Raw genomic sequence first — 13,322 nt, 5'->3', positions numbered from 1 at the left:
ACAGCATGCCGCGTCTTTGTCCTGTACGGCGTACGCTGGACTGATGCTGTTTGGCGGCATGTGGGCGATAAGGGAGCTTGGGGGTCGCCCCGGACCTGGTCGGGGTCACGACGCCGGCGGCGGCGTGTCCGGAATGGGCACATCTGGGTCCGCGGTGTAGAACGGGAGGCGTGACGGCTATGGCGAAGACGAAACCCCAGCTCGAAGGAGCGCCCGCCGTCTGCGCCCCGGGGGCGGCAGCCCAGGGCAGTCGACGGTGACCGCTGCGGACGACGCTCCGTCGCGCGCCGTACTCGGCCAGGCCGCCGACGAGAACTTCCCCGTGGCGCCGTTCTTCCTGCCCCGTGCCTGGCGCGCCGACCTCATGGCGCTCTACGGCTACGCCCGGCTCGTCGACGACATCGGCGACGGCGATCTCGCCCCCGGCGGCGCCGACGCCGCCGCGCTCGGCCTGGGCCCGGACGAGGCGGACGATCCGCTCGCGCTCCTCGACGCGCTGGAGGCCGACCTGGACCGTGTTTTCGCCGACGGCGCCGATGTAGCCGACAACAGCGCCGCCGAAGGCACCGGCCCCGGCCATCCCCTGCTGCGCCGGCTGCGCCCCACCGTCCGCCGCCACCGGCTGTCCCCAGAGCCGTTCCTCGGCCTGCTCCAGGCCAACCGGCAGGACCAGAAGGTGCGGCGCTACGAGACGTACGCCGAGCTGGCGGGGTACTGCGAACTGTCCGCCAACCCGGTCGGCCGGCTCGTCCTCGCCGTGACCGGCACCGAGAGCCCCGAGCGCATCCGGCGCTCGGACGCGATCTGCACCGCGCTGCAGATCGTCGAGCACATCCAGGACGTGGCCGAGGACCTGGGCCGGGACCGCGTCTACCTCCCGGCCGAGGACATGCGCCGCTTCGGCGTCACCGAAGCCGACCTCGCCCGCGCGCACGGCGGCGAGCCGGTGCGCGCCCTGATCCGGTACGAGGCCGACCGCGCCGCCCGCCTCCTCGACGAGGGCGCGCCCCTCGTCGGCAGCGTGCGCGGCCGGCTGCGGCTGCTGCTCGCCGGCTTCGTGGCGGGCGGGCGCGCGGCGCTGGCCGCCGTCGCCGCCGCCGGCCACGACGTGCTCTCCGGACCCCCGAAGCCCACCCGGCGCAGGCTGCTGCGCGAGGTGGGGTCGACCCTGCGACGAGAGGGGTGACCGCACCGTGACCACACCGTCGCGCGCGGCCTACGCATCCGCACCGGTGCTCAGCGCGTACCGGTACTGCGAGGCCGTCACCGGCCAGCAGGCCCGGAACTTCGCGTACGGCATCAGACTCCTGCCGTACGACAAGCGGCTCGCGATGTCCGCGCTGTACGCCTTCTCGCGCCGCGTGGACGACATCGGCGACGGCGAGCTGGCGCCCGAGGAGAAGCGCGCCCGGCTGGCGGACACCCGGCGGCAGCTCGACCGGATCCGGGCCGGCCGGGTGGCCGAGGACGACACCGACCCCGTCGCCGTCGCGCTCGCCCACGCCGCGCGCCGGTTCCCGATTCCGCTGGGCGGGCTCGACGAGGTGATCGACGGCGTCCTCGCGGACGTCCGCGGCGAGGAGTACGAGACCTGGGAGGATCTCAAGGACTACTGCCGGTGCGTCGCCGGCGCCATCGGGCGGCTCTCCCTGGGCGTGTTCGGCACCGTGCCCGGCGTGCGCCGCTCCGAGCGCGCTCCTGCCTACGCCGACACGCTCGGGCTCGCCCTGCAGCTGACGAACATCCTGCGGGATCTGCGCGAGGACGCCGCCGAGGGCCGCAGCTATCTGCCGTCCGTCGACCTGGCCAAGTTCGGCTGCTCCGCGGGCTTCCACGGCGACACGGCGCCACCCGGCTCGGACTTCCCGGGCCTGGTGCAGTTCGAGGTGCGCCGCGCCCGCGCGCTGTTCGCCGACGGCTACCGGCTGCTGCCCATGCTGGACCGACGCAGCGGCGCCTGTGTCGCCGCGATGGCCGGCATCTACCACCGGCTGCTGGAGCGGATCGCCGCGGACCCCGACGCCGTGCTGCGCGGCCGGGTGTCGCTGCCGGGCCGGGAGAAGGCGTACGTCGCGGTCCGCGGCCTCGCCGGCGTCGACGCGCGGCAGGCGAGTCGGAGGGCCCGGTGAGCCCCGCGCCCGCCGCCCCCGTGACCACCTCCGTGGCTGTCCCCGTGACTGTGCCCGCGACTGCGTCGTACGTACGCGTGGACGGGCCGGCAAACGCCGCGCGCGGGGCGGGTCGGGGGCGCCCGGTGGCGCCCGGGGTGTGCGCCCCGGCGTACGGGGCGCGGCGGTGTGCGTCGCGCTGCGGCAAGGTGTGCGGCCCCGCCCCGCGGGCCAGACATAGTGGGGGGCGCTACGGGTGGGAGGTGGTCGGTGATGGCTGACTCCGGCCCCGACCGGACGCCGCGGGCCGTGGTCGTCGGCGGCGGACTCGCCGGGATGACCGCCGCGATGGGACTCGCTGACGCCGGGCTCGACGTGACGCTCCTCGAAGGCCGGCCGCGCCTGGGCGGGCTCGCGTTCTCCTTCCGCCGCGGCGACCTCACCGTCGACAACGGCCAGCACGTCTACCTGCGTTGCTGCGCCGCGTACCGGTGGTTCCTCGACGAGGTCGGCGGCAGCGGGCTGGCGCCGCTGCAGGACCGCCTCGACGTACCCGTGCTCGACGCCGCCACGCCGGCCCGCAGGGGCGCGGGACCGCGCACCGGCCGGCTCGGCCGTGCCGACCTGCCCGTGCCGCTGCACCTCGCCGCCAGCCTCGCCCGCTACCCGCACCTGTCGCTCGCCGAGCGCGCGAGCGTGGGCCGCGCCGCGCTGGCCATGAAGCGGCTCGACCCGGCCGACCCCGCCCTGGACGGCGTGGACTTCGCCGGCTGGCTGCACCGGCACGGACAGTCGCCGCGTGCCGTCGAGGCGCTGTGGGACCTGGTCGGCGTCGCCACCCTCAACGCCTTCGCCCCGGACGCCTCCCTGGGGCTGGCCGCGATGGTGTTCCGGACCGGGCTGCTCACCGAGCGTGGCGGCGCCGACATCGGCTGGGCGCACGTACCCCTGGGCGAGCTGCACGACACCCTCGCCCGCCGCCGGCTCAAGCGGGCCGGCGTCCGCATCCTGCTGCGCACCCGCGCCACCGAGCTGCGCCGTACGCCGGACGGCGGCTGGCAGGTCGGCGTGGCGGCCGGACCCGAACGCGCGGACCGGACCGGCGCGACGACCCTCGACGCCCACACCGTGGTCCTCGCCGTACCGCAGCGCGAGACGCACGGGCTGCTGCCGGCCGGCGCGCTCGACCACAAGGACCGGCTGCTGCAGATCGGCACCGCGCCGATCCTCAACCTGCACGTCGTGTACGACCGCAAGGTGCTGCACTCCCCGTTCGTCGCCGCGATCGGCACGCCGGTGCAGTGGATCTTCGACCGCACGGATGCCTCCGGCCTCGCCGGCACCCCCGACGGCCGGGGCTGTCAGTACGTGGCCGTGTCCCAGTCCGCCGCGCAGGACGACATCGAACGGCCCGTCGCCGAGCTGCGCGAGCGTTACCTCCCCGAGCTGGTGAAGCTGCTCCCCGCCGCCCGCGGCGCCGGGGTACGCGACTTCTTCGTCACCCGCGAGCGCACCGCGACCTTCGCCCCCGCTCCCGGCGTCGGCCGGCTGCGCCCGGGGCCCCGAACCCACGTGCCCGGCCTTGTACTTGCCGGGGCGTGGACCGCCACCGGATGGCCCGCGACCATGGAGAGCGCCGTTCTCAGCGGCCTCGCCGCGGTCCGCGAGACCCTCGGTGGCCTGGGCCGCGAAGTGCCGCGGAACCTGCTGGAAGCAGTGTGAGATCCGTCATCGCAAGGAGAGAACGTGCCCCGTCCTGAACCGGACACCGACAGCGCGGCCGACCCCGGCGCCGCCGCCGTGCTGGCCCTGCTGGACCACGCCCGGGCGTTGACGAACCCCGTGCTGCGGTCCGTGGTCGACCGGCTCGTCCCCCCCATGGACACCGTCGCCGCCTACCACTTCGGCTGGATCGACGCAGGGGGCAACCCCGCGGAGGCGGACGGCGGCAAGGCCGTACGGCCCGCGCTCGCGCTGCTCGCCGCCGAGGCCGCCGGCGCCTCCGCCGAGACCGGGGTCCCGGGCGCCGTCGCCGTCGAGCTGGTGCACAACTTCTCCCTCCTGCACGACGACCTGATGGACGGCGACGAGCAGCGGCGCCACCGGGACACGGTGTGGAAGGTGCACGGCCCCGCGCAGGCCATCCTCGTCGGCGACGCGCTCTTCGCGCTCGCCGGCGAACTCCTGCTGGAGCCGGGCACGCCCGAGTCGGCGCGCGCCGCCCGGCGGCTCAACACCGCCACCCGCAAGCTCATCGACGGCCAGGCGCAGGACATCGCGTACGAGCACCGCGAGAGCGTCTCGGTCGCCGAGTGCCTGGAGATGGAGGGCAACAAGACCGGGGCGCTGCTCGCGTGCGCCTGCTCCGTCGGCGCCGTGCTCGGCGGTGCGGGCGACGAGGCGGCCGACGCGTTCGAGCGCTACGGCCTCCATGTGGGCCTGGCCTTCCAGGCCGTCGACGACGTGCTGGGCATCTGGGGCGAGCCCGCCGTCACCGGCAAGCAGACCTGGAGCGACCTGCGCCAGCGCAAGAAGTCGCTGCCGGTGTGCGCGGCGCTCGCCGCCGGCGGCCCGGCCTCCGCCGAGCTGGCGTCGGTGCTCGCCGCCGACGCGAAACGCGCCGACGACCGGAATACCGATGCGGAAAACGGTTTCGACGAGGAAGAATTCGCGGCCCGGGCCGCATTGATCGAAGAAGCCGGGGGACGCCGGTGGACTCAGGAGGAGGCACAAAGGCAGCATGAGAGCGCTCTCGCCTCGCTGGACGGGGTGAAGATGCCCGACGAGATCCGCGAGCGCTTCGTCGCCCTCGCCGACTTCGTCGTCGTACGCCGGCACTGACACCGACGCCCGGGCCCCGCGTCCGGACGTCCCTTCGAAAAGGGGTGTGCATGAAAGCCACTGCCGATGGCGGCCACGCAGCCGACACCGCCCCCCAAGGGGCGGCGGCCTTACTGGCCGTGAAGCAGGCGGTCGAGCGGGCGAGCGCCAACCTCCTCGGCCGGCAGGCCGTCGAAGGCTGGTGGAAGGGAGACCTGGAGACCAACGTCACCATGGACGCCGAGGACCTGCTGCTCCGCGAGTTCCTGGGCGTACGTGACGAGCACACCACCCGGGCCGCCGCCCGCTTCGTCCGCGGCCGGCAGGGCCCGGACGGCGCCTGGGCGACGTTCCACGGCGGCCCCGGCGACCTGTCCGCCACCGTCGAGGCGTACGTCGCGCTGCGGCTCGCCGGCGACGCGCCCGACGAGCCCCACATGGCGCAGGCCGCCGCCTGGGTGCGCGCACACGGCGGCGTCGCCGCCACCCGGGTCTTCACCCGCATCTGGCTCGCGCTGTTCGGCTGGTGGCGCTGGGAGGACCTGCCGGAGCTGCCGCCCGAGCTGATCTACCTGCCGTCCTGGTTCCCGCTGAACATCTACGACTTCGCCTGCTGGGCCCGGCAGACGATCGTGCCGCTCACCGTCGTCTCCGCCAAGCGCCCCGTGCGCCCCCGCCCGTTCACCCTCGACGAGCTGCACGCCGACCCCGCGGACCCCAGCCCGCCGCGGCCGCGGGCGTCGCCCGCGACCTGGGACGGCGTCTTCCAGCGGCTGGACCGGGCGCTGCACGCGTACCGCAAGGTCGCGCTGCGCCCGCTGCGCAAGGCGGCGCTGCGCAGCTGCGCCCGCTGGATCATCGAGCGGCAGGAGAGCGACGGCTGCTGGGGCGGCATCCAGCCGCCCGCCGTCTACTCCGTCATCGCCCTGCACCTGCTCGGCTACGACCTCGACCATCCGGTGCTGAAGGCCGGGCTGGAGTCGCTGGACCGCTTCGCGGTCTGGTCCGACGGCACCGGCACGGCGGTGGGGACGGGAGCGGCGAAGCCGGCGGCGGCGGACACCGACGGCGCGAGTGATACGGGAGACACTCGCGACGACGGCCCGGTCCGCATGATCGAGGCGTGCCAGTCCCCGGTCTGGGACACCTGCCTGGCGACCATCGCGCTGGCCGACGCCGGGGTGCCCGCCGACCACCCCCAGCTCGTCAGGGCCGCCGACTGGATGCTCGCCGAACAGGTGCTGGCCACCGGCGACTGGTCCGTACGGCGCCCCGGACTCACCCCCGGCGGCTGGGCGTTCGAGTTCCACAACGACAACTACCCCGACACCGACGACACCGCCGAGGTCGTGCTCGCCCTGCGCCGCGTCGCACATCCCGACCAGGCGCGCGTCGACGCCGCCGTGGAGCGCGCCGTCCGCTGGCTGGCGGGCATGCAGTCGAAGGACGGCGCGTGGGGCGCGTTCGACGTGGACAACACCTCGATCCTCCCCAACAAGCTGCCCTTCTGCGACTTCGGCGAGGTCATCGACCCGCCGTCGGCCGACGTCACCGCGCACGTCGTGGAGATGCTCGCCGGCGAGAAGCTCGGCCAGGACCCGCACGCTCGCCGCGGCGTCGCCTGGCTGCTCGCCGAGCAGGAGGCCGCCGGCGGCTGGTTCGGCCGCTGGGGCGTCAACTACGTGTACGGCACGGGGTCGGCGGTGCCCGCGCTCGTCGCCGCCGGGCTGCCCACGGCGCACCCGGCGATCCGGCGGGCCGTCACCTGGCTGGAGAGCGTGCAGAACGAGGACGGCGGCTGGGGCGAGGACCTGCGCTCCTACCCCGACCCGAAGTGGATCGCCCGCGGCGACTCCACCGCCTCGCAGACCGGCTGGGCGCTGCTCGCGCTGCTGGCCGCCGGTGAGCACGAGAGCGAGGCCGTCGAGCGCGGGGTGGCCTGGCTGGCGCGTACCCAGCAGCCCGACGGGTCCTGGGACGAGCCGCAGTTCACCGGCACCGGCTTCCCGTGGGACTTCTCCATCAACTACCACCTGTACCGGATGGTCTTCCCGCTCACCGCACTCGGCCGCTACCTGTCCGCGACCACCGGCCGGGCGCCGGGCGCCGGTGACGGCCGGGAGGTCTGATGCCCGACTCACCCGCGCCGCTGCTCGTCGTCTGCGCGCTCGGCATCGAACGCCGGGCGCTCAGGTCGGGCACCGGCCCCGCCGAGGGCGCGGCCGGTGGCGCGGGTCCGGTCGCCGTACTGCGCACCGGAATGGGTCCCGAGCGGGCGGAGCGTGCGGTGGCCCGCCGGCTCGCGGACGACGCGTTCCACGGCACGCCCGTGATCGCCGCCGGCTTCTGCGCCGGGCTACTGCCGGACATGCGCCCGGGCGACGTCGTCGTCGCCGACGCCGTCCGGGCGGACCGGGAGGGCGCCGAGGCCACCGGCTGTCCGGACAACGGGCCGCTCCTCGACGCCCTCGCGCTCCTCGACGCCCGGGTGCACACCGGGCTGCTGCTGGGCACCGACCACGTCGTACGCGGCGCCGCCCGCCGGGCCCGGCTGCGCGAGCGCGGCGCGGTCGCCGTCGACATGGAGTCCGCCGCCACCCTGCGCACGGCCGCCAGGGCGGCGGGGCCGCGGCCCGTCGCCGCCGTCCGGGTGGTGGTCGACGCGCCCGAGCATGAACTCGTCCGATTCGGAACGCTGCGCGGTGGCATCACCGCGTACCGCGTGCTCAGCTCTCTTCTTCCTGCTTTTTTCGAATGGCACCGCAATGTGAAGCTCCCCTGGAGGTGAGCCTGATGGTCATGCCACTCCGTCAGTCAGCCAAGGTCGCCAGCTATCTCTTCACCCAGAAGGTGATCAAGAGGCGGGAGAAGTTCCCGCTGATCGTGGAGCTCGAACCGCTTTTCGCCTGCAACCTCAAGTGCGAGGGATGCGGGAAGATCCAGCATCCGGCGGGCGTGCTCAAGCAGCGTATGCCGGTTGCCCAGGCGGTCGGAGCGGTGCTGGAGTCGGGCGCGCCGATGGTCTCGATCGCGGGCGGCGAGCCCCTGATGCACCCGCAGATCGACGAGATCGTGCGACAGCTCGTGGCCCGCAAGAAGTATGTCTTCCTGTGCACCAACGCCATGCTGCTGCGCAAGAAGCTCGACAAGTTCAAGCCCTCGCCCTACTTCGCCTTCGCCGTGCACATCGACGGGCTGCGCGAGCGGCACGACGAGTCGGTGGCCAAGGAAGGCGTCTTCGACGAGGCCGTCGAGGCGATGAAGGAGGCCAAGAAGCGCGGATTCCGGGTCACCACGAACTCCACCTTCTTCAATACCGACACCCCGCAGACCATCGTCGAGGTGCTCAACTTCCTCAACGACGACCTCCAGGTCGACGAGATGATGATCTCCCCCGCGTACGCCTACGAGAAGGCTCCCGACCAGGAGCACTTCCTCGGTGTCGAGCAGACGCGCGAGCTGTTCAAGAAGGCCTTCTCCGACGGCAACCGCAAGCGCTGGCGGCTCAACCACAGCCCGCTGTTCCTCGACTTCCTGGAGGGCAAGGTCGATTTCCAGTGCACGGCCTGGGCCATCCCCAACTACTCGCTCTTCGGCTGGCAGCGCCCCTGCTACCTGATGAGCGACGGCTACGTGCCGACCTATCAGGAACTGATCGACGAGACCGACTGGGAGAAGTACGGGCGCGGCAAGGACCCCCGGTGCGCCAACTGCATGGCCCACTGCGGATACGAGCCGACCTCGATCCTTGCCACCACGACCTCGCTGAAGGAGTCGCTGCGCGCTGCCAAGGAGACGGTCGCGGGCAATCGCACCCGGGGCGGAGTGCGAGGGGGAGGAGAATGAGAGGTCGCTAGCCCGGGCCGGGGAGCCGGCCCGTACCCGAACAGAGGGAAGAAAGCACCCGATGAGCTTCGACATCGGGGCGCTGCTGGCCGAGCGCGGGGGAGAGCGCTACGACCTGCACGCCCGGTACCTCAACCACCAGCTGCCGCGAATGCTGCACACGCTGGGCTTCGACAAGACGTACGTACGCGGCCAGGGAGCGTACTTCTACGACGAGGAGGGCCGGGACTACCTCGACCTCCTCGCCGGCTTCGGCGTCATGGGCCTCGGCCGCAACCACCCGGTGGTCCGCAAGGCCCTGCACGACGTGCTGGACCTGGACCTCGCCGACCTCACCCGCTTCGACTGCCAGCCGCTGCCCGGGCTGCTGGCGGAGAAGCTGCTGGCGCAGGCGCCGCACCTGGACCGGGTGTTCTTCTCCAACAGCGGCACCGAGGCCGTCGAGACGGCGCTGAAGTTCGCCCGCTACGCCACCGGCAAGCCGCGCGTCCTCTACTGCGACCAGGCGTTCCACGGGCTGACCACCGGCTCGCTCTCCGTCAACGGCGTCGATGCCTTCCGCGACGGCTTCGCGCCGCTGCTGCCGGACACCGCGATCCCGCTCGGCGACCTCGACGCGCTGGAGCGGGAGCTGCGCGCCGGCGACGTCGCGGCGCTCGTGGTCGAGCCGATCCAGGGCAAGGGCGTACACGCGCCGCCGCCCGGGTACCTGCGCGCGGCGCGGGAGCTGCTGCACAAGCACGGCGGGCTGCTGGTCGCCGACGAGGTGCAGACGGGCATGGGGCGTACCGGCGAGTTCTTCGCGTACCAGCACGAGGAGGGCGTCGAGCCCGACCTCGTCTGCCTCGCCAAGGCGCTGTCCGGCGGCTACGTGCCCGTCGGCGCCACCCTCGGCCGCGAGTGGATCTTCAAGAAGGTCTACTCCTCGATGGACCGCGTGCTGGTCCACTCGGCGAGCTTCGGCACCAACGCGCCCGCCATGGCCGCCGGGCTCGCCACCCTGCACGTGCTGGCGGACGACAAGCTCGTCGAGAACGCCCGGCACACCGGCGACATGCTGCGCGGCAAGCTCGCCGGGCTGATCGACCGGTACGAGCTGCTGCACGACGTGCGTGGCCGCGGGCTGATGATCGGCATCGAGTTCGGCAAGCCCGCGTCACTGAAGCTGCGTGGCCGCTGGACACTGCTCCAGGCCGCCCGCAAGGGGCTGTTCGCGCAGCTGATCGTGGTACCGCTGCTGCAGCGCCACCGCATCCTCACCCAGGTCTCGGGCGACCGGCAGGAGGTCATCAAGCTGCTTCCGCCGCTGGTGATCGGGGAGGCGGAGGTGCGGCGGTTCCTGGACGCGTTCACGGCCCTGATGGACGAGGCGCACGCGGGCGGCGGGCTGATCTGGGAGTTCGGCAGGACCCTGGCCAAGCAGGCGGTCTCCGGCCGCTGAGCGGGCCGGCCGCGGGGCGTCGTTGTTACGCCGCCCGCAGCCGCGGCCCTCAGGAGGTCACCAGGCGCTTGCGCAGCCGCTCGCGGGTCGCGTCGCTGAGCGCCAGCCCCTCGCGGAGGTAGCGCTCGACGCCGCCCCAGCGTCCGGCGATCGTGTCGAACGCCGCGCCCAGGTAGCTCGCCCGGGCGTCGAACAGCGGGCTCAGCAGCTCCATCACCTCCGGCGACGTGCCGCCCTGGGCCCGCTCGCCGCGCCGGACCCGGTAGCGCCGGTGCTGCGCGTTGGACTCCAGGTAGTCCGACTCGATCGCCTCCCGCTCGACGCCCACGGCGAGCAGCGCGAGCGCGATGGTCAGCCCGGCCCGGTCCTTGCCCGCGGCGCAGTGGAGCAGGGCGGGCGTGGCGCCGTCGGCCAGGGTGTGCAGCACCCTGGAGTGCTCCGCGTTGCGGCCCAGGATCATGTCGCGGTACGAGTCCTCCATGAGGGCCGCGCCCTTGCCGTCGCCGAGCAGCGAGCGGAGCGTCGGTATGTCGCCGTCGCGGACCAGCTTCCAGAACTCCTTGCCCTCGGCCGGGTCGTTGAGCGGCAGGTTGACGTTCCGTACGCCGGGCAGGTCGACGTCGGGGCCGTCGAGGCGGATGTCGGCGTCGTTGCGGAAGTCGAAGACCGTGTGCAGGCCGAGCGAGCCGAGGAAGGCGGTGTCCTCGGCGGTGGCGTGGGCCAGGTGCCCGCTGCGGTAGAGCCGGCCGTGCCGGGTCCGTCCGCCGCCGGCGGTGGGCAGCCCGCCGACGTCGCGGAAGTTGCGGACACCGGTCAGCTCGGGCTCCGTGGTCTGCGTCATCGGATCTCCCTGGCATGGCGTGGGACAACCCTTCGACAGTACGACACACGCACGCTGGACAAGCACCCTCCCGGCTGCGATGTTGTGTATCTCTGTTGAGTTATGGGAGACGAGATGGTCGAGGTCGGTGGGAACGGTCGGATCTGGCTGCTGTCGGGTCCGGAGAGCAGCTACGCCCTGCGGTTGACCCGGCATGACGAGTTGCTGCACCTCCACTGGGGCCCGCGGCTCACGCTCGCCGACGCCGAGGCGCTGGCCGCCGAGAAGCTGCCGCGCACCCGCTCCTTCGAGTCCCGCCTGGACGGCCGTGAGGAGTATCCCGTCGAGGGCGGCGCCCGCTTCGTACGGCCCGCGCTGTCCGTACGCGCCGTGGCCGGCGCCTCCGGACCGGGCAGCCGCGGCAGCGAGTGGGAGTTCCGCGGCGCCGAAACCGCCGGCGACGAGCTGCGCCTCGCCTTCCACGACCCCGTGCACCGCCTCGCCGTCACCCTGCACTACCGCATGCGCGCCGGTGCCGACGTGCTGGAGCGCTGGGCCACCGCCGTCCACGAGGGCGGCCCGGACGACCCCGCGCTGGACCTGCTGCGGCTCGACTCCGCGGCCTGGACCCTGCCGCGCGCCGACCGCCGCCGGCTGTCCCACCTGCACGGCCGCTGGGGCGCCGAGAGCCTGCTCGCCCGCGCCGAGCTGACCCCCGGCGAGACCGTCATCGGCAGCCGCCGCGGTCACACCTCGCACCGCCACCTGCCCTGGATCGCCCTCGACGACGGCACCGCGGACGAGGAACACGGCGAGGTCTACGGCTGCGCGCTGGCGTGGTCCGGGTCCTGGCGCATCGCCGTGCAGCAGCTCCCCGACGGCGTCGTGCAGGCCGTCGGCGGCGCCGGGCACGACGACTCCGGGCTGGTCCGGATCGCGCCCGGCGAGTCGTACACCGCGCCCGTCTTCGCCGGGCTCTACGCCGCGGGCGGCTTCGGCGCCGCGTCCCGCGCCTGGCACGCCTGGCAGCTCGCGCACGTCGTACCGGACGCGCACATCCCCAGGCCCGTCCTCTACAACTCCTGGGAGGCCACCGGGTTCGACGTCGAGCAGGGCCACCAGCGCGAGCTGGCGCGCCGGGCCGCGGCGATGGGCGTCGAGCTGTTCGTCATCGACGACGGCTGGTTCGGCGCACGCACCCACGACCGGGCCGGGCTCGGCGACTGGACGCCCAACCCCGACCGCTTCCCCGACGGGCTGAAGCCACTCGCCGACGAGGTCCACGGCCTCGGCATGCACTTCGGCATCTGGGTCGAGCCGGAGATGGTCAACCCCGACAGCGACCTCTACCGCGCCCACCCTGACTGGGTGCACCACCGGCCGGGCCGCCGGCGCACCGAGTTCCGCCATCAGCTGATGCTCGACCTCGGCCGGCGCGAGGTCCGGGCATATCTGTGGGAGCAGCTCGACGGGCTGCTGCGCTCCGCGCCCATCGACTACGTCAAGTGGGACTTCAACCGCTCCCTCACCGAGCCGGGCGCCCCCACCGACCCCTCCGTCCCGCACGTGCACGGGCTCTACGACCTGCTGGACCAGCTGCGCGCCGCGCACCCGCACGTCGCCTTCGAGTCCTGCTCGGGCGGCGGCGGCCGGATCGACCTCGGCATCCTGTCCCGTACGGACCAGGTGTGGACCTCCGACAACACCGACCCGCTCGACCGGCTGCCGATCCAGCACGGCATCGGCCAGATCCACCCCGCCCGGGTCACGGCCGCCTGGGTCACCGACAGCCCCAACGAGCAGATGCAGGGCCGCGTCAGCAGCCTGCGCTACCGCTTCGTCAGCTCCATGGCCGGGGTGCTCGGCGTTGGCGGCGACCTCGCGCGGTGGAGTGCGGAGGAGCTGGCCGAGGCCGGGCGGTGGGTGGAGCTGTACAAGCGCATCCGCCCCGCCGTGCAGCTCGGCCGGCTGTACCGGCTGCGCGCGCCGCAGGAGGGCCTGACCGCGGTGCAGTACGTCCTCGGCGACGACCCCGGGCGTGCGGAGGAAGTCGTCGTCCTCGCCTGGCTGCAGGCGCAGCGCTACAACGAGCCGCTGCCGCCGCTGCGCCTCGCCGCGCTCGACACCGGTGCGGAGTACGAGGTGCTGGCCGGCGGCGAGCCGGGCTCGGTGCTGCGGGGCGCGGTGCTCGCGCACCGCGGGCTGCACACGGGGCTGGCCGGCGACCTCGACGCCACGGTGGTGCACCTGCGCCGCCGCTGACGGCGAGCCCGCTGACGGCGAGCCC

10 protein-coding genes are annotated in these 13,322 nt (G+C 73.6%); 9 read left to right on the top strand and 1 reads right to left on the bottom strand.

Features of this window, described 5'->3' with window-relative positions; genetic code table 11:
• Positions 1-256: 256 nt before the first annotated feature.
• The 8 genes from hpnC (at position 257) to T328_RS07360 (ending at position 10,215) form a co-directional block, all read left to right on the top strand.
• Complete coding sequence (gene hpnC / locus T328_RS07395) at positions 257-1,186, top strand: squalene synthase HpnC (protein WP_496495080.1); 930 nt, start codon at positions 257-259, stop codon at positions 1,184-1,186.
• Between the two features lie 7 nt (positions 1,187-1,193).
• Complete coding sequence (hpnD, locus tag T328_RS07390) at positions 1,194-2,129, top strand: presqualene diphosphate synthase HpnD (RefSeq protein ID WP_496495079.1); 936 nt, start codon at positions 1,194-1,196, stop codon at positions 2,127-2,129.
• Positions 2,130-2,381: 252 nt separating this feature from the next.
• Complete coding sequence (gene hpnE, locus T328_RS07385) at positions 2,382-3,830, top strand: hydroxysqualene dehydroxylase HpnE (RefSeq protein ID WP_496495078.1); 1,449 nt, start codon at positions 2,382-2,384, stop codon at positions 3,828-3,830.
• A gap of 24 nt (positions 3,831-3,854) precedes the next feature.
• On the top strand, positions 3,855-4,949 hold the full coding sequence (locus tag T328_RS07380; protein WP_496495077.1) for a polyprenyl synthetase family protein: 1,095 nt from the start codon (positions 3,855-3,857) through the stop codon (positions 4,947-4,949).
• A gap of 50 nt (positions 4,950-4,999) precedes the next feature.
• Positions 5,000-7,057, top strand: coding sequence for a squalene--hopene cyclase (gene shc / locus T328_RS07375; RefSeq protein WP_496495076.1), 2,058 nt, complete (start codon positions 5,000-5,002; stop codon positions 7,055-7,057).
• Positions 7,057-7,716 (top strand): phosphorylase family protein, encoded by a 660-nt coding sequence (locus T328_RS07370; protein WP_496495075.1) that lies wholly within the window; start codon positions 7,057-7,059, stop codon positions 7,714-7,716. The genes shc and T328_RS07370 overlap by 1 nt, the downstream gene beginning before the upstream one ends.
• Positions 7,717-7,721: 5 nt before the next feature.
• The gene (gene hpnH, locus T328_RS07365; protein WP_496495074.1) at positions 7,722-8,774 is read left to right on the top strand and encodes an adenosyl-hopene transferase HpnH; all 1,053 of its coding nucleotides are present in this window, start codon (positions 7,722-7,724) and stop codon (positions 8,772-8,774) included.
• Between the two features lie 61 nt (positions 8,775-8,835).
• Positions 8,836-10,215 carry an aspartate aminotransferase family protein gene (locus tag T328_RS07360; RefSeq protein WP_496495073.1) on the top strand — a complete coding sequence of 460 codons (1,380 nt, stop codon included), beginning with the start codon at positions 8,836-8,838 and terminating at the stop codon, positions 10,213-10,215.
• A gap of 49 nt (positions 10,216-10,264) precedes the next feature.
• On the opposite strand, the gene T328_RS07355 is transcribed toward T328_RS07360, so the two are convergent.
• Positions 10,265-11,056: a tyrosine-protein phosphatase gene (locus T328_RS07355; RefSeq protein ID WP_496495072.1), complete on the bottom strand. Its 792-nt coding sequence runs from the start codon at positions 11,054-11,056 to the stop codon at positions 10,265-10,267.
• A 114-nt stretch (positions 11,057-11,170) separates the two neighbouring features.
• Between T328_RS07355 and T328_RS07350 the strand changes: the two genes are divergently transcribed.
• Entirely contained in the window at positions 11,171-13,297 is a 2,127-nt protein-coding gene (locus T328_RS07350) for an alpha-galactosidase (protein WP_496495071.1), read from the top strand.
• Positions 13,298-13,322 lie beyond the last annotated feature (25 nt).

This window comes from Streptomyces sp. CNX435 (assembly GCF_059570575.1).
The sequence above is the reverse complement of the archived record's forward strand: the minus strand, read 5'-3'. Positions and strand labels throughout refer to the sequence as shown.

Coding starts and splice junctions, on each gene's coding strand:
- hpnE (WP_496495078.1), top strand. CDS start 2,382: ATGGCTGACTCCGGCCCCGACCGGACGCCGCGGGCCGTGGTCGTCGGC.
- shc (WP_496495076.1), top strand. CDS start 5,000: ATGAAAGCCACTGCCGATGGCGGCCACGCAGCCGACACCGCCCCCCAA.
- T328_RS07370 (WP_496495075.1), top strand. CDS start 7,057: ATGCCCGACTCACCCGCGCCGCTGCTCGTCGTCTGCGCGCTCGGCATC.
- hpnH (WP_496495074.1), top strand. CDS start 7,722: ATGGTCATGCCACTCCGTCAGTCAGCCAAGGTCGCCAGCTATCTCTTC.
- T328_RS07360 (WP_496495073.1), top strand. CDS start 8,836: ATGAGCTTCGACATCGGGGCGCTGCTGGCCGAGCGCGGGGGAGAGCGC.
- T328_RS07355 (WP_496495072.1), bottom strand. CDS start 11,056: ATGACGCAGACCACGGAGCCCGAGCTGACCGGTGTCCGCAACTTCCGC.
- T328_RS07350 (WP_496495071.1), top strand. CDS start 11,171: ATGGTCGAGGTCGGTGGGAACGGTCGGATCTGGCTGCTGTCGGGTCCG.